We start from the raw sequence: 26,211 nt of genomic DNA on the forward strand, positions 1-26,211 counted from the left end.
ATTGTAGAAAGCAGCCAAATACTCCTTCCGTTCAGCTGCCCCCTTTCCGCACCGCACAGCTTTTATCAGCGTAGCCCTCGGAATTAAATAACTAAATCTCCAAGGGATTTTTGCCCGTAAGCAAGCTTTCGATTCCTGACTATTCTAGCTCTATGCGCATTTTTCCACGCTATTTGCTGCTGGCTGGTTTGTTGTTGGCAGCTGCCCTTCCGGGCCAATCACAATCTACTCAGCCGGCCCACACAGTTTATCTCCTTGGCAATACGGCCACCACTACCCCACCGCCGGCCCATCTGCAAAGCCTTCGACGTGCCTTAGAGCAGGAAACGGGATCCTTTACCGTCGTCCATCTGGGCGATATTGTGAGCAATGAAGGCCTGGGCAGCAAGAAAGACTCGAGCAACTCCGACGAAACTGCGCGCATCGATGCGCTTATTGGGTTGGTGAAGGGCCTGCCGAATGGCCGCCTGTATTTCGTGCCCGGCGATAAAGACTGGGCCAATTCCGGCCCCGAGGGCTTGAAGCGCGTCAAACGGCTCGAAAAATACATTGAGAAGCAACTCCCCGACCAGAATGCTTTTATGCCCACTGGCGGCTGCCCTGGCCCCGAAATCGCGGATGTGGCTCCTACTGTGCGACTTGTGGCCATCAACACTCCATGGTGGACGCACCCCTACGACCGCCCCGAAGCGCCGGATACGGATTGCAAGACCCTGACCAAAGAAGAGTTTCGGGAGCAGCTCCAGGACGTGCTCGACGACACGAAAGGCAAAAACGTGCTGCTCGTAGGCCATCAGCCAGTGGTTAGCAACGGCATCTACGGCGGGCGTATGCCGTTGAGCCGGCATCTGTTTCCGTTCGGGGACGGTGTGCCGCTGCCCGTTTTCGGTACGCTGTACGCAGCTTATCGCCAAAACGTAGGCACGCCGCGCGACATGGCCAATCCGGCGTATCAGGCCTTCAGCAAGGAAATGCTGAATACGCTTCAAGAGAATCCTGGAGTGGTATACGCCGCTGCCCACGACTACAGCTTGCAGCTCACCCAGCTCAAAAACAACTACCATCTGGTAGCGGGCAGCTTCGCCGAAAGCGAGCATGTAGGGGCCAACGCCCAATCACAATTCAACGAATCGGCTGAGGGATATTCGAAGCTGGAATACTTCGCTGACGGCACCGTTAAGGCCTATTTCTATACGTTCGACAAACAAGCGGGCGTCCCCAGGCAGGCCTACGAAGCCACGCTGTTCCAGTCGGCCTGCACCGAGCCGCGCCTGCCCAATGTGCCTGTCAATGAGTTCATTCCCGAATGCCCGAGCGCTCCGCAAGGCGTAGCGGAATCGAAACCCGACGCACCCTTCCAGCCGTCGGTTACGGTGGTTCCGGGCCCGCAATACAAAGCGGGAGCAGGCAAACGGTTTTGGCTTGGGCCGCTTTATCGGTCTTCGTGGACGCAACCCGTCACGGTTTCTACGCTGGATTTGAACGCGGAAAAAGGCGGTTTACGACCCTTTGGCAGAGGGGGCGGGCGCCAGACAACGTCGCTTAAGCTGATCGCGGCCGACAGTTCCGAGTACGTTTTTCGCTCCGTTGACAAAGACGTGACGCGCATTCTGCCCCCGGAACTGCGCAATTCTGTGGCGGCCGATGTACTTCGCGATATCACGCCGACGGCCCACCCCTATTCGGCACTCGTCGCGGGCTCTTTGCTCGACCAGACGGATATCCTGCACGCCCGGCCTCGGCTTTTTGTTCTGCCTGATAATCAAAAGCTTGGACCTTATCGCAAGGAATACGCCGGATTACTCGGCACGCTGGAAGACCGTCCCGTCGATCCAAAACCCAACCTGCCCGGGTTTGGTAACGCCGACGAGGTACGCCGCTCCTTCAGCTTCTTCCGGCAGCTCTACAAAGACCATGATAATCAGATAGATGCCTTTGCGCTCGGCAAAGCCCGGGCTTTTGATATGCTCGTGGCCGACTTCGGCAAGCACGAAGACAACTGGAAATGGGCCGGGTATAAGCAAGGCAACAAAACCGTTTACCGCCCCATTCCGCGCGACCGCGACCAGAGCTTTACGCTGTGGAACGGCGTATTGACTTACCTCGCCAACCGCGAATGGGCCGTGCCGAGCATCGAGGATTTTCAGGCCAAATTCCACGATATGGAAAGCCTGAACTGGCCCGCTCGCCACCTCGACCGCTTCTTGCTGCAATCGCTTTCACGCGAGCAATGGCAGGAGATCGGGCGCTATATGCAGGAAAAAATGACGCCGGCCGCCATCGATCAGGCGACTGCAACCCTGCCAGCGGAGGTGCAGAAAATCTCGGGTAACGACCTCAACCGCAAGCTAAAAGCCCGCATCCAAGAGCTTCCCAAAGCCCTCGACAAATACTATTTGCTGCTGGCCAAACGCGTGGACGTTGTGGGTTCCAACAAGAGCGAGGTCTTCCAGGTAGATCGGCAGGCCGATGGCAATGTGCGCGTGCGCATGTACGACAAAACCAAAGGTAGCGATCAACCCGACGGCGACCCGCTTTTCGACCGCACTTTCAAGCCCAAGGAAACCGACGAAATCAGCCTGTATGGCCTCGGCGACGACGATATTTTTACCGTTACGGGCGCGGCACGACACAGTATTCTGGTGCGCATCATTGGTGGGGATGATAAAGACAAAATCAACGACGAATCGCAAGTAGCTGGTCTTCGGACACTTACCAAAGTTTACGATGTACCGACGACTGAAATGAAGCTGAGCAAGGAAAGCGACAACCACACTTCCGCTCGGCCTGATATCAACCGTTACGATCGCGAGGAGTTTGAATACGATGGCTACAATCCGCGCGGTGCTATTACGTATAACCGCAACGACGGCTTTGGCATCAGTGCCGGCTTCGACATCGTGAGCCAAGGTTTCCGCAAGCCGAACTACAAAAACCTGTATGGCTTCGACGTGCGCGGCTCTTCCAACGGCAATTTTGAAGTGGCCCTGAACACGCGCCATCGCTACGCCATTGGTAAGTGGGACATCGGCGCCCGCACTGAGTACGGCAACTTCTTCCAGTATTACAACTTCTTTGGCATTGGCAACAATACCCAAAAGGACCAGGACTTGTACGACGACAAGTTCTACAAGGCTCGCTATAAGGGCTTTACGCTGGCCGCTTTCACCGAGCGCACGTTCTTCAATCGCAGCCTTTTCCGCTTCGGGCCGACTTACGAACAGTATACCACCAACTACAGTAACCAGAGCTACCTAGGCCAACTCCAGCAGCAACCGCCGCAGTCGGATGTTGTACAGCCCAATACTGGCTTCCAACGCCTGATTGGCCTTAATGCTCTGTTTGACTTAGACTTACGCGACCGGCAGCTATTTGCACGCCGCGGTGCGCGCCTGCGGTTGCAGCATGACACTTATCACCAGCTCAACCGGGGCAAAACCAATTTCGGGCTCACGCAAGGTTTCGCTGAATACTACGGTACGGCCCGCCTAGTGGTACCCGTAACGGCCGTAGTAAAAGTAGGCGGCGCCAAAAACTACGGCAATCGCGACGAGATTCCGTTTTACAAATACACCAGCCTAGGCTTGCGCGAGGGCCTGCGCGGCTATTACCGCAATCGCTTCACCGGCGACGCCAGCGCGTATATCAACACCGAGGTTCGACTGGCCTTGGGACGTGCTCAAACGGCTTTTCTGCCTTTTTCCTACGGCATTTTTGGTTTCTACGACCGTGGTCGGGTGTACTTCCGCGGCAACTCTCCGGGCGGATGGCACGAAGGCTACGGCGCAGGCTTCTTCCTCGCTCCTGTTTCCGACCAGTACGCGCTATCGGTTTCCTACCAGAAATCAAAAGAAAATGGCCTAATTCAGTTCGGACTTGGCTTTCGTATCGATCAGTAAATCAAATAGTTATCACTTGCATAAAGGCTGTGCTTCCTCAAGTGCAGCCTTTTGTATACCAAGCCACTCCTAGCGCAAAAAGCGGGTTTTGCAGTTACTTCCTGCATGGCTTAGTTACCCTGCTTTCTCTAAACCTCTATATTTGAACTTCCTTTCACCATATCGCGCAACACATGGAATATCCCCTGCTGAAACTGGCTGCTATCGATATTGGGTCCAATGCAGTACGATGCCAGATTTCGGCGGTGTTGATGTTTGAAGGAAGGTATCGCCTGAAGCGCGTCGAGTACGTGCGCTACCCCATGCGGCTGGGTGAGGACGTATTTGCTACCGGCCGGCTTTCAGAAGCCAAACAAGAGAAATTCTTCAAGTTTCTGAATTCCCTGAAGCTGCTTATGGAGGTGCACGATGTGGCGCATTACCTCATCTGCGCTACTTCGGCCATGCGCACCGCAAGCAACGCGCCTGAGCTAGTCGAACGCATTCGGCGGGAGCTTGGCATGGAAATCCAAGTGATCAACGGTCAGGCAGAAGCGGCGTACATCAACCGCGTGATTGAGCAGTTACTCGAAGACAACAAGCACTACCTGCATATCGACGTAGGCGGCGGCAGCACCGAGTTCAACATCTACCACGACCGCCGCAAGGTGGCATCGCAATCCTTCGAAGTGGGCTCTATCCGGCGGATGCAGCAGGAAGAAACCGGCCTCGGAACAGAGGCGCTCAACGGCACGTGGGAGCGCATGGAAGAGTGGGTAAAAGAGAACGCCCGGCTCTACCATGTGACGCGCGCCATCGGGACGGGCGGCAACATCAACAAGATTTACAGCCTTTCGCAACCCTCACTGGATAAGCCCATTACGCGTCGCCGCATTGCCTCCATTCTCAACCAGTTGAAAGGCATGACCATGGACGAGCGCGTAAACGTGGCCTTGCTCAACCCCGATCGTGCCGACGTCATCATTCCGGCCGGCCAGATTTATCTGTCGGCCATGGAGTGGGCTCACATCAACACGATGCTCGTGCCCGATATCGGTCTGAAAGACGGCATGTTACAGACGCTCTTCGAAGATCACTTCGAAGAAATCAGGCCTGTAGCCGACCACTCGATCGGCACGCCGTTCTTAGCCATGCAAGCCCGCTCCGATATGGAGTAAGGCTTCCTGCAACGATCTACCCATTAGCAGCGGGCAAGCTCTCAAGGCCATCTGCCATGTCGGTGGAGGTTGCGAGTTCGGGCTCCGGGTTTTCCATTTCTGCTTCCGTCACGTCATCAGCTTCCTCGTCGTTGTGGTCGTGATCGCTGGCGGCGCTGGGCACACTAACGGCTGCGGCGCTATCCATTTGATTACGAACCGCTTGACTGTAAAGCAAGTCTAGCAATCCTTCCGGTGTTGCAGCGGCTAAGCGTTCTTCGTCGCGGCGGTAGAAGTCGCGGTGTACGTTTACCACGGGCTCGTCGGTAGCAGGCCAGCGACGCACGTATGCGCCGTCTTCGCGCATGGTGTACGTATTCTGATTGTCCAACAGATTGAGCATCAGAATGCTGATTGCTTCCCGCTTCAGCTGTGGGTTAACAATCAAAAACAACGCTTCGATACGACGGTCGAAGGAGCGCACCATGATGTCGGCGGAACCAGCGTACACTTTCGGATGACCGCTTTGGTGGAAGTAGAACAAGCGCGAGTGCTCCAGAAACTCACCCACAATGCTGTGCACCACAATATTTTCGCTTAGCCCCACGCGGCCCGGCCGCAGGCAGCAAATGCCCCTTACAATGAAGCGAATAGGCACACCGGCCTTGGAAGCGCGGTAAAACTCATCAATTAACTCCTTGTCTTCCAAGGAGTTCATCTTCATCACAATGCCGCTGGGCAAGCCTTTCTTGGCGTTGCGCACCTCCTCTCGGATCAGGTGGATGAGCTGCTGGCGCATGTCTTTTGGCGCCGTGATAAGGTATTCATAATCATCAGGTTGTGAATGCCCAGTGATAACATTGAAGAATTCCGACACGTCGTGTCCGTACACGTCGTTGGTCGTGAGCAGGCTGATATCGGTGTAGATGCGTGAGGTTTGCTCGTTGTAGTTGCCCGAGCCAATGTGCACGTAACGCGTCACCTTTTCGCCTTCCTTCCGGATGATCATCAGCATTTTGGTGTGCGTCTTGTACTTCGACACGCCGTAAATGACAAAGCAGCCGGCTTTTTCCAACCGAGCTCCTTCCCGGATGTTACGCTCTTCATCGAAGCGCGCTTTAATCTCAAACAGCACTGATACGTGCTTACCATTCTCAGCCGCTTTGAGCAGCGCCGCCGTCACGCGCGAGTCGTCGGCGAGGCGATAGATGGTCTGTTTGATGCCCAAGACATGCGGGTCCTCAGCCGCCTGCTCAAGTAAGCGCACCACCGGCTCGATGTTGTTATATGGGTGATGGAGCAGCACATCGTGGTGCTTGAGGTATTCGAAAAGGTTCTCTTCAGCACCTTCGGGTAGACTCAGGGGCGGTACGGCGGATGGCTGTTTGGCCGCTTTGCCTCGAAAATTGGGGTGCTTCAAAATCTGGAGCACACCGCGCATATCCATTAATGAGTTGATAACGAACACGTTACCGTTATCCACTTTCCAGCGCTCCTTCAGCACTGTCATGAGCAGCGTGGAAGCACCTGGGCCTACTTCCAGCCGCACGACGCGGCCTTTCTTGCGGGTTTTCAGACCCAGCTGAATTTCCTTGATAAAGTCAACGTCGATGTCATCCGACTCCTCCAGCGTAAAATCGCCGTTGCGCGTGATGCGGAACAAATCGGCCGACGCGATTTCGACGTTGCGGAACAGCTTCGGCAGGTTGGCCCGCACGATGTCTTCGATGGGCACAAAAATGACTTTGTCTTTGCGCGTGAGTTCAAAGAAGCGCGACAGGTTTTGCGGAATCTGCACAAACGTGAGGCGCTCCTGCCCTTTCTCCATCTCGCTGTCGGGGCCGGTGCGCGTCACCACGCCGAAGATGAGCATCTGGTTCATCATCAGCGGAAAGCCGTGGTACGAGTCGTACACCATCGGCGTGAGCAGCGGAAAAATCGTGTTTTTGAAGTAGCCGTCGGCCTTTTTGAGCTCTAGTTCGGTGAGCTCACTCATTTGCAGAATATTGAAGCCGTTCTTCTCAAACTGGGGCTTCAATTCATTTAAATACGTGATAGACTGATCGTTAACAAAACGATGGGCGAAGTCCAGCAACTTGCGCCGAAAGGGCAACTCACGTAGCCCGGAGTAATCCACCCGCTCCTTACCGTAATCCAAGTAGTTGTACAGCGACCCCACCCGGATCATGAAAAACTCATCTAGGTTCGACGACGTAATGGCCATGAACCGCAGCCGGTCGAACAGCGAGCGCGACGTATCCTTGGCCTGATCGAGCACGCGATAGTTAAAGCGCAGCCAGCTAAGGTCGCGGCTGATATACTTGCTTTTGCGGATAAGATCGGCAGACTTGAAGAGTTTCATAACGGAGCGGAAAATCGGGGTAAGATACGCAGCCCGAACGCTGCGAAGAATATAATTTAGGAAGGAATAATGGCAGTTGCTTCGATTTCGACCAATAGGCGCGAGTCAATCAACGCTCGTACTTCTACCATCGTACTCACGGGCCGGATCGAGCCGAATACTTCGCCATGTGCCCGCCCGATGGCTTCCCATTGGGCAATATCGGTGGTGAAGATGCGAGTGCGCACGACGTCCGACAGGGTTGCGCCGGCTTCCGTGAGGGCAGCTTCTATCTTCTGCAGAATGCGCTTGGTTTGGCGGTACGCATCGCCGCCCGCTACCGAATCGCCATCCTGCGCGGTTGTGCCGGCCACTTCCACCACATTGCCCACACGCACGGCCCGCGAATAGCCTACTATGGGTTCCCAAGGAGCTCCCGAAGAAATGTTTTGTCTCATGGCTGAAAGAAGTGGTAGGCATACCGACAAAAAAAGCTCGCCGGAGCGAGCTTCTTTTGTTAAGGATAAACAGTAGCGCGCACAGACTTATACGTCAAGCTTGGCGTACTTGGCATTTTTCTCAATAAACTCGCGGCGAGGCGGTACTTCGTCCCCCATCAGCATAGCAAACAGGTGGTCGGCTTCAGCAGCCGATTCTACGTCTACGCGCTTCAAAGTGCGGGTATTGGGCTGCATGGTCGTCGTCCAGAGCTGCTCGGCGTTCATTTCGCCTAAACCCTTGTAACGCTGCACGTTAACAGTCTCAGGCTTACCACGACCCATTTCGTCTTGGGCTTCCTGGCGTTCCTGCTCAGTCCAGCAATAGCGCTCCTCTTTGCCACGCTTCACTAAGTAAAGCGGCGGCAAGGCGATGTAGATGTAGCCTTTGTCGACCAACTCGCGCATGTACCGGAAGAAGAACGTCAGGATCAGCGTCCGGATGTGCGAGCCGTCGATATCGGCGTCGGTCATGATAATGACCTTGTGATACCGCAGCTTATCCAAGTTCAGCGAACGGGTGCTGCTGCCATCGTCCTCATCGGTCTTCTTCTCGAAGCTCACGCCAAGGGCCGTGATCATGTTGCGAATTTCTTCGTTCTCGTAGATGCGGTGCTCCTGGGCCTTCTCCACATTCAGGATTTTACCGCGCAGCGGCAGAATGGCCTGAAAAGCGCGATTGCGGCCTTGTTTGGCAGTGCCCCCGGCCGAATCACCTTCCACGAGGTACAATTCGCAAATCTCCGGATCTGACTCGGAGCAGTCGGCTAGCTTGCCGGGCAAGCTATTTGAACCAAGTACCGTCTTGCGCTGCACCATTTCACGAGCCTTACGAGCCGCGATGCGCGCTTTGGCCGCCAAAATCACCTTCTCGATGATAATGCGGGCTTCTTTGGGATTCTCTTCGAGGAACTGGTTCAGGATTTCGCCTACTACCGTGTTCACCGCGCCGCTTACGTCGGAGTTGCCAAGCTTGGTTTTGGTCTGACCCTCGAACTGAGGCTCCTGTACTTTCACGGAGATAACAGCCGTGAGGCCTTCCCGGAAGTCGTCACCCTGAATTTCCACCTTGGCCTTTTCCAGCATACCCGACTTATCGGCGTAGGCTTTCAGCGTCCGTGTGAGCGCCGAACGGAAGCCCGCTACGTGCGTGCCGCCTTCGATGGTGTTGATGTTGTTGACGTAGCTGAAAATATGCTCTTGGTACGAATCGTTGTACTGCAAAGCCACTTCAACCGGCGTCCCACCCTTCTCGTTGATAACATGAATGGGGTTGGGCATCAACACCTGACGACCGCTGTCGAGGTATTGCACAAATTCGCTTAGGCCACCAACCGAATAGAATTCTTCGCCCAAGAAGTTGCCATCGGCATCTTTCTCGCGGCGGTCGGTAAGGATGATGCGAATGCCTTTGTTCAAATACGACAATTCGCGCAGACGCGAAGCAATCGTTTCGAACTTATAAACCGATTCGGTGAAGATGGTATCATCGGGCAAGAATTCTACTTCCGTACCGTGCTCGTCGGTATCACCAATTTCCTTCACCGGATACTGTGGAAAGCCAATCTTATATTCTTGCTCGTAGATGTGACCGTTGCGGCGTACCGTCACTTTCAGATCCTTGCTCAGTGCGTTCACGCAGCTTACGCCTACGCCGTGCAAGCCACCCGACACCTTGTACGAATCCTTGTCAAACTTACCGCCGGCGTGCAGCACGGTCATGACCACTTCCAGCGCCGAGCGACCTTCTTTCTGGTGAAAGTCGACGGGAATGCCCCGGCCGTTGTCACGGACGGTAACGGAGTTGTTTTCGTTGATGGTTACTTCGATGCGATCGCAATGCCCGGCTAAGGCTTCGTCAATGGAGTTGTCCACAACTTCCCACACGAGATGGTGCAGTCCTTTGATGCCGGTGTCACCGATATACATCGACGGACGCTTACGTACGGCTTCGAGTCCTTCGAGTACCTGTATGCTGTCGGCCGAGTATTCGGCAGGTGCTTTTTTCTCTGTGATTTCGCTCATATGTTGCCTGTATATTCAGCGCAAATGTTAGTATACAAAGATACCGAAATTATTTGGTTTTTGCCACGTTTTGCGGCATTTTGGCTATGTTAACGCCTGAAAACCAGTCGGATTTACGCTTCCTTCAGAACATCATTTTCTCTGCTCTGATTCAATTATAATCAGGGTGCATTGTTCAGGTGCTGTAGGCAAGCGCGGCGCCCTTTTGCTAGCCTCGATCACCGGAGGCTAAAAACTAACAACTGGGCCAAGCAAGCTCCCGTCGACCTCGAAATGCTTTTAAAAAAGGGGTTCCAAAGAGCCGAAAGAGCGGCACAGGCCACAACAAGAAAAGCCACTTCGCGAAGTGGCTTTTCTTGTTGTGGTACCCCGTAAGAGATTCGAACTCCTGACCTACTGCTTAGAAGGCAGCCGCTCTATCCAACTGAGCTAACGAGGCCTAATTCTAGGATGGCTAATGTAGTAAGAAACCTAACAGCTTACAAAAAAAGGCCTCTCACTTAGCGTAAGAGGCCTTTTTTGAACTAAGGGCAAAACCCTGAAACGTCGGGGTGGCAGGATTCGAACCTACGACCTCCTGCTCCCAAAGCAGGCGCGATACCGGGCTACGCTACACCCCGAAAACCTCCTTGCAAAGAAACGATAAGCGATCCTGACCGTGCTCTTTGCCTTTTGGTGGCACAAATGTAGAAAATACTTTTGGAACGAAGCGCAAGTTTTTTGAGGATTGGTGTCCAATACTGGGCTGTTGAAGATATGTCCAGGCCCTAAATAACACAGTATCAATAACTAGGGGCGCTGTAAAAAATCTTCACCCTTGCTTAAAGGCCTCCCTAGCCAATCTGTGCACTCCTAGCACTTCTCCCTGCCCCGACACATGAAATAAATACGCTCAAGCAATAGTATAATCTATTGACTGTTAAGTATTTATATAAATATTGAGATTTATTGCATGCACAATTCAGGAGGGTGTGCGCTAGAATTTAAGGGACCACTATCGGCTCGACTATATGAGGCTTCGTATAAGTAAAGTCCATCTACTTTAAACCCTTATAAAGCTGCTATGGAGCCTACACCTCAGCCAAAGCCCTTTGCCCCAACGCCGGATACCCCTAGAGTTGGACCCGAAACCCCTGAAAATACAGTTGGCCCCAGCAACGAGCAACCAGCGGATAGTCAGCCGGATCGAAGCCCAAGTGCGCTCGAGCAACCAGCGGACACACCCGTTAGCACAGAGCCAGATGCAGATGCTGACCCTTCTGTTGACACAGATGCCAGTTCAGAAACCGAAACTGACCCCGGCGCAAGCGCTACCAACGACGCTCACCCGCTTTGATGTTGCCAGCTTTGCTCAACACTTTTGGAATTAGCTGCAAATGCAAAAAGCCCCGGATGCTACTTATGCAGCATCCGGGGCTTTTAAACTTATGCGGAGAGAGGGGGATTCGAACCCCCGGTAGCCTTTAGAGCTACGGCAGTTTAGCAAACTACTGGTTTCAGCCACTCACCCATCTCTCCCGATGAGGCCTCTTCCGGCCGAAGAGTGCGCAAATATACAACTAGAACGCAAAAACAAACTCTGTCGAAAAAATTATCTTTCATCTTTCAGTTGCTGCAACGCCTCTTTTTGCGTCCTCAGGACGTTATCTTTGCTTTCATGCGGCCCTCTCCTGCACGCTTTTACAATGACTATTAGCCAGTTGCTGTTTTGCTGAATTGGGCATATCCACTTTCTTGGCCGGAAATATTGGCGGCAGCATTATTTGTGTTGCTGTATCTGGGCTACGTGTTCCGGACCCGGCGATTGGCGACGCCACTGGAGCAACGGGGATGGCCCGTTGGCTGGAAGCTTGGCTTGCGGCTGCTTTATTTCCCGTTGCTTTTGGTGGCCTTACTCGGGCCGGCGTATGGCGTTACGCAACAGCCGGTACGCACCTCGGGCAAGGATGTGTGGCTGCTCGTAGATCTCTCCCGTTCGATGGACGCGACCGATGTCGCTCCTTCGCGCTTACAAAAGGCTAAGGCTGAGCTAACATCCCTCGTCAATCGTTTTCAAGCTGACCGCATCGGGCTGATTGTATTTTCTTCCGATGCTTTCATTCAGTGCCCGCTTACGTACGATCAGGTTGCTTTGCAGTTGTTTATCAACACTTTACAGACTACCTTAATCCCAGCGGGAAGCACCGATCTGGCGGCACCGCTTGAACTGGTTCTGACCCGTGTAGGCGCCACTCCTCAGACGGTGGGCGGACCGCCGCGGGCCACGGCGCTGGTGCTGGTAAGCGATGGCGAAGACTTCAGCGACAATCTGGAGCCGACGCTGCGGGTGCTGGCCCGTTCGGGGGCCCGGTTGTTTGCTATGGGCGTCGGTACGCTGGAAGGAGCGCGGTTAGCGAAGCCCCACGGCCGGGGTTTTGTGCGCGACAATCGGGGCCGGGATGCCGTTACGCGGTTGGCTCCTACGACTTTACGGCGGTTGGCCGAACAGACAGGAGGACAGTATTTCGAGCTGACGGACGCTCACAATGAGTTTCCGTTGCTGGTAAATGCCTTGAACCGAGTGGAGGGCCAAGCCGAACAAGTCAGGACGGTGGCTGTGGCCGACAACCGCTACCGGTTTCCGCTGGTGATAGGCTTGTTGCTATTTGCGCTGGATATTTTGCTGACTGTCAAAGTAATACGATTGTGAAAAGCGCGATCTTGATCAGTATTCTTCTCCTGAGCACCTGGAGTGCCCTCACGCACATCCGCGACCGCAACGCGGCAGTGCGTAAAGCGGAACTGGCCTATTCCCGCGGCGATTTTGACGGAGCGGCTCGCTCTTACCGCCAAGCAGTAGAAGCATTTGGTGCGCAAGACGAGTCCATCCTGCTGAACTTAGCCCACGCAAGCGCGCGCGCTGGGCAGCCTGTGACTGCACGCAGTTATTACAATCGATTGCTTACCAGCAAGTTAGTTACTACACGCAGTGTAGCGCAGCAGCAGCTGGCCGTGTTAGCGGCCCAGAAAGGCGATTATGCTCAAGCAACGGCCCTTTCTCGGCGGGCACTCCAACTCAATCCCAACAACGCCGAAGCACGCTACAATTACGAAGTATTGCGCGAGTACCTGACGCGTAACCCCAACCAACCTCACCTGCCCAAGTCGGCACCGCAACCTTCGGCTGCCGGAGGCAAAGAGCGGCGCCCCCGCGATCCGCAAAGTCAGGCCGATCAGCCGCGTTCCAAAGCAGGCAACGACCGCACCGGCGAACTCAACGACCCAACTCAGCCCACCGATCCGCTCAATGCCCCACAGCGGCAACCCGATGCCAACGGCCAGCGCGATCCCGATCGCCCTAGCGAAACCCCTGGCTCAGCTGCGACGGGCGGTTTTCAGCCGGGCTCGGGCGCTAATCGGAGCGTAGCACAAGGCTCTGAGCCGGGCGATGTGCGTGGCTTAAGCTACAACGCCCGCGGCCCCGAAGCCAGCGAAGGCCGCGGCCGACGGGCGGGCACCGAGCAAGCCGCTTTCGACGAGGCCCAGCTTCAGACTCAGCGAGCCCGCCTTCAGCAAATGAACGTGAGCGCGGGCCAAGCGCGGCAAATCCTAGATGCTTTGCATGCTTCGGAGCAGCAGTATTTGCAGCAACTGCCACACAAAGGCACATCTAAAACAGCGTCTGGCAAGCCTAATTGGTAAGAAGAGGAAAAAATATTTATTATGTAAATACTTGAACGTCAAGCATTTACATAATTACCATCTTGCCTTACTGTTAGCGATAGTTTGGCAAAGTTTATCCGGCAGCGTTACATGCCGAGGCAAGTTGCAGTGTTTTACAGCCAAATGGTTGAGCGAGCGGTTTACCGTTCATTTTGTTCTACCGAAGTGGCCGCATACAGCTGCCAACGCAATTAGTACCTTTACAGCCTAATCTAACCACCCACCCCCTCTCTTATAGTATGCAGATCAAAGAAGTGGTAATCGTCGCCGCGGTGCGCACCCCCATTGGCTCCTTCGGCGGCAGCCTATCCTCCCTTTCAGCCACCGATCTCGGCGCCATTGCGCTGAAAGGCGCGCTGGAAAAAGCCGGCGTCGATCCGAAAGAAGTACAGCAGGTGATTATGGGCAACGTGATCTCCGCCAATTTGGGCCAGGCTCCGGCTCGTCAGGCGGCTCGCAAAGCCGGCTTGCCCGACACCGTCGAATGCACAACCGTCAACAAAGTATGCGCTTCGGGCTCCAAAGCTATTATGTTTGCCGCCCAAGCCATCATGCTGGGGCAGGCTGATGTCGTGCTAGCGGGCGGCATGGAAAGCATGTCGAATGTGCCCTATTACCTCGATAAAGCCCGTTTCGGGGCCAAATACGGCCACGGCCAAATGATTGATGGGCTGGTGCGCGATGGTCTGTGGGACCCGTATCACGATTATGCTATGGGCAATGCCGCCGAAAATACGGCCAAAGAAATGGGCATCACGCGCGAAGAGCAGGATGCCTTCGCCATTGAGTCGTACACGCGCAGTGCCAAGGCGGCGAAAGAAGGCAAGAAGAAGGACGAAATTGTGCCGGTGACCATCGAAAGCCGGGGCAAAACCACTGTCATTGAAGACGATGAGGAGTATCTCAAAGTGGATTTCGCCAAAGTTCCGGGTCTGAAGCCGGCCTTTATTAAGGAAGGGGGCACCGTTACGGCGGCCAACGCCTCTACCCTCAACGACGGCGCGGCCGCTGTTCTGCTGATGAGCCGCGAAAAAGCCGAAGCGCTTGGTATTCAGCCACTTGCTAAAATCCTGGGTTTTGCCGACGCTGAGCAGTCTCCCGAATGGTTTACGACTTCGCCCTCACTAGCCATCCCGAAGGCGTTGAAGCATGCTGGTGTGGAAGCGCAGAATGTTGATTTCTATGAGATTAACGAGGCTTTCTCAGTCGTGTCGCTGGCTAACAATAAGCTACTGAACCTAGAAGGCAGCAAGGTCAATGTGTACGGTGGGGCTGTGTCGCTGGGCCACCCGCTGGGTGCTTCGGGCGCGCGCATCGTGACTACGCTGCTGAATGTGATGCGCAATGAAGGCGGCAAAATCGGCGTGACCGGCATCTGCAACGGCGGTGGCGGCGCTTCCAGCATCGTGCTAGAAAAACTGTAAACCCTTCATTATCAAATAAAAAAAGCCGCGCACCCAATGGGTGCGCGGCTTTTTTTATTTTTCCTGGTTAACTAGGACGAATCAGTAATACTCATTATATATTTCGTAATTCTATACCTTTTTTATTAAAAATATTGTAATAAATCAACGATTGCATTAGCACGCTTCGGGCTTTTATGTACATTAATTGTTAATTTATGCAAATTCACCTGTTTGACTTTGCTTAAACGGAGCTTGGCTCATGGAATTGCCAAGTTGAACTCTCATCTACGATACCGAAATAGCTGATGAAGCCGTTCTCTAATAACGAGCCGGGGTTGTATCGCCAAGAGTTTGAACACGACTCCTGCGGCACAGGATTTATCACCCACATCAACGGCCACAAATCCCACCAGACCATCAGCGATGCGCTGACGATGCTCGAAAATATGGAGCACCGCGGCGCCTGCGGCTGCGATTCCGATTCGGGCGATGGTGCGGGCATTCTTTTTCAGCTGCCCCACGTTTTTTTGCTGGAAGAGTGCTTAGACCTTGACATCTGTCTGCCTGAAGCGGGGCAATATGGCGTCGGCATGGTCTTTTTGCCGAAACAAATCGCGGCCAAGGCGGCTTGCAAGGCAGTTATTAGCAAATCGGCGGAGAAGCTGGGCATGAAGGTGTTAGGCTATCGCCGTGTGCCGGTTAACCCCGCCGGAATCGGGGCAACGGCCTTGGCGGCTGAGCCAGATATCGAGCAGGTATTCGTGGCGCGCCCAGTGGCTATTGCTACACCCGAAGATTTTGAGCGCAAGCTGTATGTGTTGCGGCGCTTCATTACCAAAACCGTTTCCGAAACGGTGAAAGTAGGCGGCGACCAATTCTACTTCACATCGTTTTCGTGTCGGGTCATCGTCTACAAAGGCCAGCTAACTACCTATCAGGTAAGAAGTTACTTCCCCGATCTTTCCGACGAGCGCGTTACGTCCGCCTTCGGGATGATTCACTCCCGTTTTTCTACCAATACGTTTCCGTCGTGGAAGCTGGCGCAGCCGTTCCGCTTGCTGGCGCACAACGGCGAGATTAACACGCTGACGGGCAACCTGAACTGGTTCTATTCGGGCCTGCGCTCCTACGTTTCGCCGTATTTCTCGGCCGAAGAAATGGACATGCTGCTGCCCGTGATCGACAACAACCAGTCGGATTCGGCATGCCTTGACAACATCGTGGAGATTCTGCTGCACTCGGGGCGCTCGCTGCCGCACGTCATGATGATGTTGGTGCCGGAAGCTTGGGACGGCAACACGCAGATGGATCCGCTCAAAAAGGCCTTCTACGAGTTCCACGCCACGTTTATGGCGCCCTGGGATGGTCCGGCGGCCCTCACTTTTACCGATGGCACGACCATCGGCGCTATGCTCGACCGCAACGGGCTGCGTCCGTTGCGCTACCTCGTCACCAGCGACGACCGCGTAATTGTGGCTTCCGAAGCCGGCGTGTTGCCGATTGCGGAAGAAACCGTAGTGGCAAAAGGCCGTTTGCAGCCCGGCAAGATGTTCTTGATCGACATTGCAGCCGGCAAAATCATCACCGACGAGGAGATAAAAGGCGAACTCGGGGCGCGTCAGCCGTACGGTCAATGGCTGGAAAACTATAAGATCAGGCTGGAAGAGCTGCCCGAACCACGGCAGGTTTTCACCGATCTGGCCGCGGATGCGGTGTTCAAATACCATCAGGTATTTGGCTACACCCGGGAAGATATCGACATGATTATCAAGCCCATGGCGCTGGATGGGAAAGAGCCCATCGGGTCGATGGGTACCGACGTGCCACTGGCCGTCCTCTCCGACCGGCCGCAGCACCTTTCCAGCTATTTCAAGCAGTTTTTTGCCCAGGTTACCAACCCACCCATCGACCCGCTACGCGAGCGGCTGGTGATGAGCTTGGCGACTTTCATGGGCAACAACGGCAACATCCTCGACGAGGACAAAATGCACTGCCACTGCGTAGCCCTGCAACAGCCAATCCTGACCAATCAAGAGCTGGAAAAGCTGCGCAGCATCGATACTGGCTTGTTTCAGGCCAAAACGCTGCAAACTTATTTCAAAGCCGATGGGCAGCCAGGCTCTTTGAAAAAAGGACTCGACCGGCTTTGTCGCTACGCGGAAGACGCTGTCAACGACGGCTTTACGGTTCTCATCCTAACGGACCGTGCGCTCGACTCCGGCCACGCCCCTATTCCGTCGCTGCTGGCTGTGTCGGCGGTGCATCACCACCTGATCAAGAAAGGCTACCGCGGCGCGGTGGGCCTGACAGTGGAGGCCGGCGACGTGTGGGAAGTTCACCATTTTGCTTGCCTGCTGGCTTTTGGCGCTACGGCCATCAACCCGTATCTGGCGCTGGCCAACATCCAAACGATGAAAAACGAGGGCAAGCTCGACACGCACCTCGACGCCAAGCAGCTGTCCAAAAACTACATCAAAGCCGTGTGCGACGGGTTGCTGAAGATCTTTTCGAAGATGGGCATCTCGACGCTGCAATCGTACCACGGCGCGCAAGTGTTTGAGATTCTGGGCATTAACCAAGAGGTTGTCGATCAGTATTTTACGGGAGCAGTTAGCCGGATCGGCGGGTTGGGCCTGGATGAGATCGCGCGCGAAACCTTGTATAAGCACAACCACGGCTTCGAAGGCTCGGTAGCGGAAGTGCCGTTGCTGCCGGAAGGCGGTATCTATCAGTGGAAGCGCCGTGGCGAGGCGCACCTCTTCAATCCGCAGACGGTGCACTTGCTGCAGCATGCCACGCGCTCAAACGATTACGAAACCTATAAGCGCTACGCCAAGCTGGTAAATGAGCAGGGCGAGCAGATGTACACGATTCGTGGCCTGCTGGATTTTGCCCATCATCGCGAGGCTGTGCCGCTGACGGAGGTAGAGCCGGCGGAAAGCATCATGAAGCGTTTTGCGACCGGTGCCATGTCGTTTGGGTCGATCTCGCACGAGGCGCACAGCACGCTGGCCATTGCCATGAACCGCATTGGTGCCAAAAGCAACACGGGCGAAGGCGGCGAAGACGAAAGCCGGTACGAGCGCCTGCCCAACGGCGACTCGATGCGTTCGGCCATCAAGCAGATTGCGTCGGCGCGGTTTGGCGTCACGTCGAATTACCTGACCAACGCCGACGAGCTGCAAATCAAGATGGCGCAGGGCGCCAAGCCCGGCGAAGGCGGGCAACTCCCTGGGCATAAGGTAGATGACTGGATTGCAAAAGTGCGGCACGCGACGCCGGGCGTCGGGCTGATTTCGCCGCCGCCTCACCACGATATCTACTCCATCGAGGATCTGGCGCAGCTTATTTTTGACCTGAAGAATGCCAACCGCGCCGCTCGCATCAACGTGAAGCTGGTGTCGAAGGCGGGAGTAGGCACCATTGCGGCCGGGGTGGCCAAGGCACACGCCGACGTCATCCTGATTGCGGGCTACGACGGCGGCACCGGGGCCTCCCCCATCAGCTCGATCAAGCATGCGGGTTTGCCCTGGGAGCTTGGCCTGGCCGAAGCGCATCAAACGCTGGTGCGCAATAAGTTGCGTAGTCGCGTGGTACTGCAAACCGATGGTCAGCTGAAAACCGGCCGCGACCTAGCCATCGCAACGTTGTTGGGCGCCGAAGAATGGGGCGTGGCCACGGCGGCGCTGGTGGCCGGCGGCTGCATCATGATGCGCAAATGCCACTTAAACACCTGCCCGGTCGGGGTGGCCACACAAGACCCGGAGTTACGGAAGCTGTTTACGGGCGAGCCGGAACACATCGTGGCGTTGTTCCGCTTTTTGGCGGAGGAAATGCGCGAGATCATGGCCGAACTGGGCTTCCGGACGGTAAACGAGATGGTAGGCCGTGCGCAGTTTTTGAAAGTTCGCTCCAACATCGAGCACTGGAAAGCCAAGAAAATCGACTTGTCCCGCATCATTCACCCGGCTGCTAACACGGGCGGAGCGACGCTTTACAACAGTGAGGCGCAGGATCACGGGCTGGCCGAAGTGCTGGACTGGCAGCTGCTGGAGCACGCGCAGCCGGCCTTGGAGCAGCGCATGCCGGTATTCGCGTCGTTTGAGGTAAAGAACACCGACCGCACCATTGGCACGCTGCTTTCCAACGAGGTTTCCAAGCGTTATCAATCGGCGGGCTTGCCGGCCAATACCATCAACTTCAAGTTTAAAGGCTCGGCGGGCCAAAGCTTTGGCGCGTTTAGCACCAAGGGCTTGTCGTTTGAGTTGGAAGGCGAAGCCAACGACTACGTCGGCAAAGGCTTGTCGGGCGCGCAGCTGGCCATATATCCATCGGCGGAAAGCGAACTGGTGCCGGAGCAGAACATCATTATCGGCAACGTGGCCTTGTACGGTGCCACTTCCGGCGAGCTGTTTGTGCGCGGACAGGCTGGCGAACGCTTTGCAGTGCGCAACTCCGGCGCCACGGCTGTGGTGGAAGGCGTGGGCGACCACGGCTGCGAATACATGACCGGCGGCCGGGCCCTGATCTTGGGCAAAACCGGCCGCAACTTCGCCGCGGGCATGAGCGGAGGCATTGCGTGGGTGTACGACGCCGACGGCACCTTCGCCGAGAATTGCAACACCGAGATGGTGGAACTCGACCCGCTCTCGACGGAAGATGAAGAAGAAATCAAGACGCTGCTTCAAAAGCATAACTCCTTGACTAACAGTAACTTAGCTAATTATTTATTAAGTAGCTGGCCCGATGAAGTGGGGCGGTTTGTCAAGGTATTCCCCAGCGAATACAAGAAGGTTTTGCAACGGACGGCGTCTTATCAAACGGTACAGTAAGGCATGGGAAAAGTAACAGGCTTCAAAGAATTTGACCGGGAGCAGCCGCCCAAAATTGCGCCGCAGGAGCGGGTAAAAACCTACCAGGAATACGTGGGCATGTACTCCGAGGAGCAGCTCACCAAGCAAGCCGGCCGTTGCATGGACTGCGGGGTTCCGTTCTGCCATTCGGGCTGCCCGCTGGGCAACGTAATTCCGGAATTTAACGATGCAGTATACCGGCATGACTGGGAGGAGGCGTACAAGATTCTCGCCTCGACCAATAATTTCCCCGAATTCACCGGCCGGATTTGCCCCGCGCCCTGCGAATCGGCGTGCGTACTAGGCATCAACAAGCCGCCGGTTTCCATCGAAGAAATCGAGAAGCACATCATTGAAATCGCGTTTTCGAAAGGCTATGTGCAGGCCAAAGCACCGATTCTGCGGTCGGGCAAAACGGTAGCGGTGGTGGGTTCTGGCCCGGCGGGCTTGGCCGTGGCAGCCCAGCTCAACAAAGCCGGTCACCAAGTGACTGTGTTTGAGCGCGATGACCAGCCCGGTGGCCTGCTGCGCTACGGCATTCCGGATTTTAAGCTCGAAAAATGGGTAGTGGAACGTCGTATCCAGCTCATGCGCGAGGAAGGCATTGTGTTTCAATGCAATACCGAAGTCGGCAAAGACATTCCGGCCGACACGCTCACGCGCGATTTCGACGCCGTGGTGCTGGCCGGCGGCTCCACCATTCCGCGTAACCTCCCAATTCCGGGCCGTGAGCTGAAAGGAATTCACTTTGCCATGGATTTCCTGAAGCAGCAAAATAAGCGCGTAAGCAACCTCGAAGTTGCCCAAGAGCCCATCGTCGCCACCGACAAAGACGTGGTCGTGATTGGCGGCGGCGACACCGGCTCCGACTGCGTGGGCACTTCCAACCGACAGAAAGCCAGATCGGTACGCCAATTCGAGGTAATGTCGCAGCCGCCCAGAGAGCGGACTTCAACCATGCCGTGGCCAACCTACCCGATGATTCTCAAAACTACTAGCTCGCACGAGGAAGGCTGCGAGCGGCATTGGGGCATCAACACCAAGGAGTTCATCGGCGACGCCGACGGCAACCTGCAAGCCCTGCGCGTAACGGATGTAAGCTGGGAAACCGATTTTCTGGGTCGCCCGTTGAAATTTACAGAAGTAACTGGTTCTGAGCGCGAAATTCCTTGCCAACGCGTTTTCCTGGCGATGGGCTTTTTGCACCCGCAATACCAAGGCTTGCTGGAGCAGTTGGGCGTGGAACTCGACGAGCGCGGCAACGTGAAAGCCCGCGAAGGCGCTTTCCAAACCAGCGTGCAAAAGGTATTTGCAGCCGGCGATATGCGCCGCGGGCAGTCGTTGGTGGTCTGGGCGATTTCGGAAGGCCGCGAAGCCGCCCGCAAAGTAGATCAGTTCCTGACGGGTGGCAAAACGGCACTTCCTAGCAAAGACGCAGTGGGTATGTTCGCTTAGAAGTAATGTACTTACAAAAAAGCCTCACATTCAGCTGAATGTGAGGCTTTTGTATGCAGAGGCGACCCTACTGGACGCTGTTGCAGTATCTCTAGCTCGGTGGTAATATGTACCGTTACAATGTCAGCGGGAGAGATGCTGTGATTGCGCTCAGCAGAATCGCCTTGTTTTCATGAATTGATTTCGTGTGCTGCAAAAGCGAAAACGCTAAAGCACTCGCTAGAAGTTGGTTGCAGAACTGCTACGCACTTTGCGGCGATTTCCTGCGTTCTTGCTCCTATGAAACGACTGCTTTTTCTGCTTCCCCTCCTATTGCTCGCTTCCCTGACGCACGCGCAAAAGCTGCGTCGGTTGGTTACTTATCAGGATTCGACCAACACCCGGGTGAAGGAAGTTTTTACGGCGCTCGTCGGGGTCGATACCGTGATGGAGGGCTCGTACAAACGGTTTTATCGTTCGGGTAAGCTCGAAGCCCAGACCCGCTACACCGCCGGCAAGCGCGACAGCGCCTACGTCGAGTTCTTCCCCAATGGCAAGCACCGGCTGGAAGTGACTTTTAAGCAAGGCGTGCGCCAAGGTCCTTTCCGCACGTTCTACGATACCGGTAAGCTTGCCCAAGAAGGCACGTACGAAAACGATCAGCCTTCCGGCACACTCAAGTCTTACCACCCCAGCGGCGAGCTGAAGATGGAAACGACCCTGGCCAACGGTCAGCCGGCCGGCCCAGTGCGCGAGCTGTACCCGTCGGGTAAGCCCAAATCGGAAATCACTTACGTAAACGGCCAAGCCAACGGTCCCGTCAAGACGTTTTTCCCCAACGGCCAGGTGCAGAGCGAAGCCACTTACCTCAACGGCTTGCTGGCCGGTCCGCTCAAAACCTACTACGACAACGGCCAAGTAGAAACCGAGGTAATCGCCGACAAATCGGGCCGGGGCACCTACCACAGCTACTATCCGTCGGGTAAGCTTCGCACCGAAGGCACCTACGCCGCGGGCGCCGTGCAGGAACGCGCAGTCAAGAATCCGCTGGGCGACGACCTGACCAAACGGGCGTCTGCGCTGGCTTCCAGCACCGCTAACCTCGACGGCCCAGCGAAATCGTACTACGAAAGCGGTGCGGTGAAAAGCAAAATGACGTACCGCAACGGCGTGTTAAACGGCTTATCCCAAGACTTTTACGAGTCGGGGAAGATGCAGCAGCAAATCGAATACGCCAACCAAGCCCGCGACCGCAAAATCACGGCGTACTACGAAGACGGCTCGGTGAAAGAAGAGCAGCAGTTCAAGAACAACCAACCCGTTGGCACGTGGCGTACCTTTTACGCCGGCGGCAAGCAAGCCCAGACCCAGGAAACCTATCAAAACGGCAAACTGGCCGGGGAAAAGATTACCTACTACCCCACCGGCACTGTGCAGAGCAAGGTAGCTTATGAGAATGGCCGCGCCACCGGAACGGGCCAGGAGTTTTACGCCTCAGGCAAGCTCAAAGCCGAAACCGCGTACGTCAAAGGCCTGAAAATGGGCGCGTTCCGCCAGCTCCGCGAAGATGGCACTACGGAAATCACTGGCGCTTTCCGCAACAACAAAGAAACCGGCGTCTGGACGTATTTCGGCCTGGATGGCAAGTCGGTGCAAAAGAAGAAAACCTTTCGCAATGGTCAGGAAGTAACCGCAGCTAAGTAGATTTTCTTCAAATAGTTGCCTCACTTCTCCCCGCGCCTGTCATCCTGAGGCACGAAGGATCTTCTCACGCCTCCCAACCTCTATGGTTCTAGCGTGAAAAGGTCCTTCGTGCCTCAGGATGACAGGCGATTTTGTTCAAGCAGGTAGTAGTTAGCCTTGTGTCAGTAGCCACAAGATTGGTTTTACTGTGCAAGCCCTTGCTTCAATCTAATTATCTCATTATCAATATTTTACATACATGTTTATCACATTTGTGAGCCTTTCTTAGCTTCTCACCCATTAACTAGATTAAATTTATTTATCAAGGTACCTTGCGTCGCATAGTACCTTCGAGTATATTTGTCACAGTAATTAGAACAACACCCTGTCGCTTGCCACTGCCCAAACGGGGCAGCCCCAACGACACGCCGGGGCGCTTTCCCGCCGAATAGGCAGGCCAGAATTGCTTTGTCAAAACTTAGAAAAAGACAAAAAATCCGGTTTCGTCATTCACCTGAGAGCGCGTAGACTGCTTTTCTCATAAGCATCTGAACATTTACTACTCGAATCCCTGCAGAAGGGCTTCCAGCGGAATCGCGGCCGCCTGGGACAGCCCCCTATTGCCCGATTCTTCCACTTCCTTTTCTACCTGTATGAAATCCTCTACGCTGTTTAGCCGGGCACAAAAGTGCTTGGGGTTGTTGGTTATGCTCTTTCCGCTGGCTATCACGGACTTACAAGCTCAAAATCCCGGTGCGGTTTCGGGTACCTTACTAGATCACGGTAACGGACAAGCTTTGCCCTTTGCCAATGTGGTGTTGCTCCGGCCCCAAGACTCCAGCTTCGTGGCCGGTGCACAAACAACTGATAATGGCGCATTTATCATCGACAAGGTGGCCCTGGGCAAGTACTTGGTGCGGGCAACCGTAATCGGCTACAAGCCCTTACGCCGCACTGTAGACCTGACCAGCGCCGCTCCGGAAGCCAAACTAGGCCCTTTGCGCCTGATTTCAACGGCCACCCAACTTGCCGGCGTGACGGTGCAAGGCGAGCGGGCCGCCGTGGAAGATAACCTTGATAAAAAGGTGATAAACGTAGAAAAAGACCTGAGCAGCGTGGGCGGCTCGGCCGTGAACGTGCTGCAAAACGTGCCTTCTGTCACCGTCGATCAGAACGGCAACGTGAGCATGCGCGGCAGCAGCAACATCACCGTGCTCGTCGATGGCAAGCCCAGCGGCTCAGCGACGGGCGGCATGGGCATGCGCCTCGAACAGATTCCGGCCAGCTCGATTGAGCGAGTAGAGGTAATCACCAATCCATCAGCGCGTTATGACGCGGCTGGTTCGGGTGGGGTGCTGAACATCATCCTGAAAAAGCAGAAAAAAGATGGCTACAACGGCCAAGCCATTGCCAACCTGGGCACCCGCGACAAATACAGCACCTCGCTGAGCCTAAACCGGCGTACGGGCAAGCTCAACGTGTTCGGCAGCTACGACGGCCGCAACAACCGGTGGCACAACCAGAACTCTACCCAGCAACGTGCTGATGTAGAAGGCGTTCTGCTAAGCACCAACCAGGATTCGCGCAGCCAGCAGCACGGCCGCGATCACAACGGCCGCCTTGGCCTCGACTACACGATTTCGCCGGAACAAAGCCTGACGGTGACTGTGCAGCCCAACCTGCACCGCTCCAACAACGTCGGCAACCAGATTTCGCGCCTCCAGACCGGCAGCGAGCAGCCCACTTTCCAAACCAACCGCACTGATGTGAGCGAAAACGTGAACGTGCTCGACGCTTCCACCGACTACCGTCGCACGTGGGCCCAGCACAAAGGCCGCGAGCTGACCGGCAGCCTCAACTATACGGGCCTGTTGGCTGATGTGGTTGTCGGACAACGACTTACAGAAGGCGCTCCGGACCTCACTGCGTGGAAGCAGGACTTCCATGTTCACCTCGATGCCCTTGAGTTCCAGTCGGACTACGTGCATCCACTGGATTCGACGGGCCGCATAGATGCGGGATTAAAGGGCCAGTGGCAAACCAACAACGGCACCGATGATTACCTACGCCAGAATGCTGATAACCAACAATATGCGCAAGTACTGCAAAACTCGTTCGCCTATAATTTTCAGGAATACCTGCAGGCGGGCTACGTGACGTTCCAAAACCAACTGGGCAAGTGGAACTACCAAGCCGGCGTCCGGGGCGAATACACGCACACCCAGGGCGAGGTGCGCGGTGGCAAAGGTCAGTTTAACCTACAGTATTTCAACCTGTTTCCTTCGGCGCTGGTAGCGCGTAAGCTGTCCGGCGATCAGCGGGTGCAACTCAGCTACTCGCGCCGCCTCAACCGGCCGGGGTTCATGCAGCTGTTGCCCTTTCCGATCTACCAGGATCAGCGCAATTACCGCCAGGGCGACCCCAGCCTGCGCCCCGAATACATCAATAGCCTGGAATTTGGCCACCAGATTTCGAAGGGCCAAGCTACGCTGAGCACTACCCTCTTCTACCGCCAGACCAACAACTCCATCCAGCAGTTCCGCACCGTCGATACGGCGGCCACGCGCCTGAACGATGCCGGCGGCATTGTAGCCGCCATGTCGTTTCGCAACTACGGGCAGGCCACTAGCTTCGGCGCAGAAATGTCTTTAAATCAGCCTCTTACCAAGTGGTGGCGCCTAACGGCTTCGGGTTCGCTGTTTCGCAACAGCATCACGGCGGCAACCGGTACCGAAGCCACACGCAACAACCTCACGGGCACATTGCGTTTGCTCAACACCTTCAATCCCACGCCTAAGCTCGATGTGCAGCTAACCGGCAACTACCGGGCGGCTGTCATCACGCCGCAGGGCCGCATTGAGCCGATCTACAACGTGGATGTAGCCTTGCGCCAGCGCCTCTTCACTGACCGCGCCGCCCTGACGCTGCGGGTGAGCGATATTTTCAACACCCAGCGCCAGCGCCTCTCGGCTTATTCGCCGGGCTACGAGGCCACCGGCAACTTCAAAAACGAAACCCGTGTGGGCTACCTGGGCTTCTCGTGGTACTTCGGCTCGAACAAACCTCCTAAGAAAATCGAGCAGCAGCCCCAGGGCAGCGGTGGTGGCTTCGGCGGCTAAGGCCAGCTACGCGGCGCTACTCTCCCCTTATCGCAACAGCGCCGGCAGTATTCGTCGGCGCTGTTGCGATTTTTTATTACCTGTTAGTAACCTTTCGCTTTTCCCGAAGTATTCTC

12 protein-coding genes and 3 tRNA genes are annotated in these 26,211 nt (G+C 55.4%); 9 read left to right on the forward strand and 6 right to left on the reverse strand.

The features are described from left to right. Positions 1–152 precede the first annotated feature (152 nt). Both FHG12_RS20475 and FHG12_RS20480 read left to right on the forward strand, forming a co-directional pair. Positions 153–3,899, forward strand: a complete 3,747-nt coding sequence (locus tag FHG12_RS20475; RefSeq protein WP_139517557.1) for a hypothetical protein — start codon at positions 153–155, stop codon at positions 3,897–3,899. 173 nt (positions 3,900–4,072) lie between these two features. Next, positions 4,073–5,056: a Ppx/GppA phosphatase family protein gene (locus FHG12_RS20480; RefSeq protein WP_174805805.1), complete on the forward strand. Its 984-nt coding sequence runs from the start codon at positions 4,073–4,075 to the stop codon at positions 5,054–5,056. 16 nt (positions 5,057–5,072) lie between these two features. Here FHG12_RS20480 and ppk1 read toward each other — a convergent pair whose 3' ends face one another. The 6 genes from ppk1 to FHG12_RS20510 form a co-directional block, all read right to left on the reverse strand. After that, positions 5,073–7,397, reverse strand: coding sequence for a polyphosphate kinase 1 (gene ppk1 / locus FHG12_RS20485; RefSeq protein ID WP_139517558.1), 2,325 nt, complete (start codon positions 7,395–7,397; stop codon positions 5,073–5,075). A gap of 56 nt (positions 7,398–7,453) precedes the next feature. Next, positions 7,454–7,834, reverse strand: a complete 381-nt coding sequence (locus FHG12_RS20490; RefSeq protein WP_139517559.1) for a RidA family protein — start codon at positions 7,832–7,834, stop codon at positions 7,454–7,456. 87 nt (positions 7,835–7,921) lie between these two features. After that, a complete protein-coding gene (gyrB, locus tag FHG12_RS20495) occupies positions 7,922–9,898 on the reverse strand; it encodes a DNA topoisomerase (ATP-hydrolyzing) subunit B (protein WP_139517560.1) in 1,977 nt (658 codons plus the stop codon). Positions 9,899–10,260: 362 nt separating this feature from the next. Beyond that, positions 10,261–10,337 (reverse strand) — tRNA-Arg (locus tag FHG12_RS20500). Between the two features lie 107 nt (positions 10,338–10,444). Next, positions 10,445–10,518: transfer RNA gene (locus FHG12_RS20505), tRNA-Pro, on the reverse strand. An 810-nt stretch (positions 10,519–11,328) separates the two neighbouring features. After that, a tRNA-Ser gene (locus tag FHG12_RS20510) sits at positions 11,329–11,416 on the reverse strand. 229 nt (positions 11,417–11,645) lie between these two features. On the opposite strand from FHG12_RS20510, the gene FHG12_RS20515 reads away from it, so the two are divergent. The 7 genes from FHG12_RS20515 (at position 11,646) to FHG12_RS20545 (ending at position 26,095) form a co-directional block, all read left to right on the forward strand. Next, positions 11,646–12,587 (forward strand): vWA domain-containing protein, encoded by a 942-nt coding sequence (locus FHG12_RS20515; protein WP_230471218.1) that lies wholly within the window; start codon positions 11,646–11,648, stop codon positions 12,585–12,587. 11 nt (positions 12,588–12,598) lie between these two features. Then, the gene (locus tag FHG12_RS20520; RefSeq protein ID WP_165699477.1) at positions 12,599–13,579 is read left to right on the forward strand and encodes a tetratricopeptide repeat protein; all 981 of its coding nucleotides are present in this window, start codon (positions 12,599–12,601) and stop codon (positions 13,577–13,579) included. Positions 13,580–13,839: 260 nt separating this feature from the next. After that, positions 13,840–15,024, forward strand: coding sequence for an acetyl-CoA C-acyltransferase (locus FHG12_RS20525; protein WP_317129687.1), 1,185 nt, complete (start codon positions 13,840–13,842; stop codon positions 15,022–15,024). A 287-nt stretch (positions 15,025–15,311) separates the two neighbouring features. Continuing rightward, a complete protein-coding gene (gene gltB / locus FHG12_RS20530) occupies positions 15,312–19,838 on the forward strand; it encodes a glutamate synthase large subunit (protein ID WP_139517563.1) in 4,527 nt (1,508 codons plus the stop codon). Positions 19,839–19,841: 3 nt separating this feature from the next. Further along, complete coding sequence (locus FHG12_RS20535) at positions 19,842–21,314, forward strand: glutamate synthase subunit beta (RefSeq protein ID WP_139517564.1); 1,473 nt, start codon at positions 19,842–19,844, stop codon at positions 21,312–21,314. A 279-nt stretch (positions 21,315–21,593) separates the two neighbouring features. Continuing rightward, positions 21,594–22,997 (forward strand): toxin-antitoxin system YwqK family antitoxin, encoded by a 1,404-nt coding sequence (locus FHG12_RS20540; protein WP_139517565.1) that lies wholly within the window; start codon positions 21,594–21,596, stop codon positions 22,995–22,997. Between the two features lie 632 nt (positions 22,998–23,629). Then, on the forward strand, positions 23,630–26,095 hold the full coding sequence (locus FHG12_RS20545) for a TonB-dependent receptor domain-containing protein (protein ID WP_139517566.1): 2,466 nt from the start codon (positions 23,630–23,632) through the stop codon (positions 26,093–26,095). Positions 26,096–26,211: the final 116 nt, after the last annotated feature.

It is taken from the genome of Hymenobacter jejuensis (assembly GCF_006337165.1).
In the GTDB taxonomy this organism is placed as follows: Bacteria; Bacteroidota; Bacteroidia; order Cytophagales; family Hymenobacteraceae; genus Hymenobacter; species Hymenobacter jejuensis.

What these genes read in the sequence shown, in the direction of transcription:
- FHG12_RS20475 (WP_139517557.1), top strand. Translation starts at nt 153, where the DNA reads ATGCGCATTTTTCCACGCTATTTGCTGCTGGCTGGTTTGTTGTTGGCA.
- FHG12_RS20480 (WP_174805805.1), top strand. Translation starts at nt 4,073, where the DNA reads ATGGAATATCCCCTGCTGAAACTGGCTGCTATCGATATTGGGTCCAAT.
- ppk1 (WP_139517558.1), bottom strand. Translation starts at nt 7,397, where the DNA reads ATGAAACTCTTCAAGTCTGCCGATCTTATCCGCAAAAGCAAGTATATC.
- FHG12_RS20490 (WP_139517559.1), bottom strand. Translation starts at nt 7,834, where the DNA reads ATGAGACAAAACATTTCTTCGGGAGCTCCTTGGGAACCCATAGTAGGC.
- gyrB (WP_139517560.1), bottom strand. Translation starts at nt 9,898, where the DNA reads ATGAGCGAAATCACAGAGAAAAAAGCACCTGCCGAATACTCGGCCGAC.
- FHG12_RS20525 (WP_317129687.1), top strand. Translation starts at nt 13,840, where the DNA reads ATGCAGATCAAAGAAGTGGTAATCGTCGCCGCGGTGCGCACCCCCATT.
- gltB (WP_139517563.1), top strand. Translation starts at nt 15,312, where the DNA reads ATGAAGCCGTTCTCTAATAACGAGCCGGGGTTGTATCGCCAAGAGTTT.
- FHG12_RS20535 (WP_139517564.1), top strand. Translation starts at nt 19,842, where the DNA reads ATGGGAAAAGTAACAGGCTTCAAAGAATTTGACCGGGAGCAGCCGCCC.
- FHG12_RS20540 (WP_139517565.1), top strand. Translation starts at nt 21,594, where the DNA reads ATGAAACGACTGCTTTTTCTGCTTCCCCTCCTATTGCTCGCTTCCCTG.
- FHG12_RS20545 (WP_139517566.1), top strand. Translation starts at nt 23,630, where the DNA reads ATGAAATCCTCTACGCTGTTTAGCCGGGCACAAAAGTGCTTGGGGTTG.